A 2,257-nucleotide genomic window follows, 5' to 3' on the forward strand; every position below is an offset into this window, starting at 1 on the left:
TGTTAGCGTCAATCTATTTTTCACCAGTTTCGCTAAGCAGGCGCGCCGTTCGCGCAAAGGCGGTTTCACCGGTTGCGCTAACGTATTTTCACCGATTCCGGTCACGGCTTGACGGGGCCGTCCCTCGGCAGGTCCTTCAGCCTGTAGGACCTGCCGGTTATCTTGACCAGGTGGCAGTGGTGGCACACCCTGTCCGCGATCGCGCTCGCCGCCACGTCGTCCCCGAACACCCTGCCCCAGCCGCTGATCCCCACGTTGGTGGTGATGATCGTCGAGCGCTGCTCGTAGCGCGTTGATATCAGCTGGAACAGCAGGTCCGCGCCCGCGCTGCCGACGTCGAGGTAGCCGAGCTCGTCGATGATCAGCAGCCTCGAGTGGGCGTAGTACTTGAGCCTCTTCTTGAGGATGCCGCGCGACGAGGCATCCTCCAGGTCCTCGACGAGCCGGGCGCAGTCCACGAACCTGACCTCGCGCCCCGCCCTGACGGCCTCGATGCCCAGCGCGACGGCGAGGTGCGTCTTGCCCACGCCGGGGCTCCCCACGAACAGGACGTTCTCGGCCCGCTCGACGAACCTCAGGGTCGCGAGCTCCTCGATCTCGGCGCGCGGGACCGACGGCTGGAAGTCCCAGTCGAAGTCCGCCAGCCCCTTGACGTAGGGGAATCCCGACGACCGTATGCGCTGGTTGGTGATCCTGACCTCCCGCGCGGCGACCTCGACGCGCGTCATCTCCTCGAGGGCGGAGGCGAAGCCCCGCTCGCCCGCGGCGACCATCCTCACGTAGTCGGGCAGGGACGCCGCCATCTCGTGCAGCCCGAGCGCGGAGAGGTTCGCCTGCGCCCTGATCGAGGGGCTGCCCTCCGCGACGGCGCCCATCACGCCCCTCCGAGCGAGTCGAGCAGCGCGAGGTTGGCGCGCGCGGCCTCGGCGATGTCAGCGTCGGCCAGGCCCCGCTTCCCCTCGAGGGCCTGCCCATAGTGGTCGGGGTCGTAGTTGATGGGCCTCGACGGCCCGGACGCGGCGTCGTGGACGGCGACCTCCTCGCCGGCCATCCTCACCACGACCTGGCCGCCGGGCATCGCCACGACGCTCACGCGCCGGCCGATGCAGCGCCTGGGCACGGACCACTCCCTGCCGGCGGCCCTGACGAGCATGGTCGGCGGGACGGTCTGGACGCTCACGTCGCCCACCATCGACTCGAGGAGACGGAGGTTCCCGATGGGCCGCAGGCTCTCCTTCTCCCGCATGAACAGCGCGTCGGGCGGCAGGCCGGTGGTGCGGTTCGGCTCCGAGTTTGCCTGCGCCTCGACCCGGGCCACCGCCTCGGCGAGGCCGCCCCACCCGGTGAACTCGCCGCCGTAGGCGAGCAGGCGGTTCAGGAAGCGGTTGGCCGACTCGTCCTTGCCCTTGGTCTGCGGCGAGCGCGGCGCGCAGAGCCTGAGCTCGAAGCCGGCCTCCCGCGCGAACCGCCACGCCCTCTCCTGTCTGGTCCTCCTGCGGCCGGAGACGGTCACCAGGCACGACATGTTGTCCGTGATGCACTCCTCCGGGACGCCGCCGAGGCGGGTGAAGGTGGCGAGCAGGCAGGACAGCAGGTCGTCGAGAGTGCGGCTCCTGACCGGTATGAAGCGGTGCTTCCGGGAGTAGCCGAGCGTCGCGGTGAACACGCTGAACTCGAAGACCTCGCCCTCCGAGTCGACGAGCCTCATGCCCTCCTTCCAGTCGAACTGCAGCTGCCTGCCCGGGGGCGTCTCGAACCGCGGGTGCGGCTCGCGGCCGCCCACGCCTCCGAAGGGCACGTCGCGGGCCCGGCACCATGCGGTGAAGGCGCCGTACCCGGGCAGCCCCTCCCCGCGGCCCTCGCGCAGGAACGCGTACACGGCCATTTTGGTCATCCCGGGCAGCTGGGCCTTCGCGCGGATCACCTCCTCGAGCGGGTCGAAGGCGCTGCCCCTCGCGGACCTCCCGTCGGCGGCGGACTCGCCATCCCGCCAGTACTTGGCGACCGTGTGCCGGTCCATGCCGTGCCTCCTCGCGATCTCGCTGAAGTTCGGCTTCGCGCCGGACCCCCTGTAGACGTTCAGCTCTCCCATTACGTTTCGCTCCATATCCCGCTCCTCCCGGGTCGGATACCCGATCGGAGCATAGTTCCGTTAGCGCAGTTGGTGAAAGTACGTTAGCGGGGTCGGCGAAATCGCGTTAGCGCATTCGGCGAGATGCGTTTGCGAAAGTGGTCAATTTTAGATTAGCGCTAACAC

General features: G+C 68.9%; 2 protein-coding genes. Both read right to left on the bottom strand.

Features of this window, described 5'->3' with window-relative positions:
- Positions 1–101: 101 nt before the first annotated feature.
- Positions 102–875 carry an IS21-like element helper ATPase IstB gene (gene istB / locus AAAX34_RS09375; protein ID WP_139913201.1) on the bottom strand — a complete coding sequence of 258 codons (774 nt, stop codon included), beginning with the start codon at positions 873–875 and terminating at the stop codon, positions 102–104.
- On the bottom strand, positions 875–2,107 hold the full coding sequence (gene istA / locus AAAX34_RS09380; protein ID WP_349111064.1) for an IS21 family transposase: 1,233 nt from the start codon (positions 2,105–2,107) through the stop codon (positions 875–877). The genes istB and istA overlap by 1 nt, the downstream gene beginning before the upstream one ends.
- Between the last annotated feature and the right edge of the window lie 150 nt (positions 2,108–2,257).

It is taken from the genome of Collinsella sp. CLA-ER-H4, from assembly GCF_040092395.1.
Classification (GTDB): domain Bacteria; phylum Actinomycetota; class Coriobacteriia; order Coriobacteriales; family Coriobacteriaceae; genus Collinsella.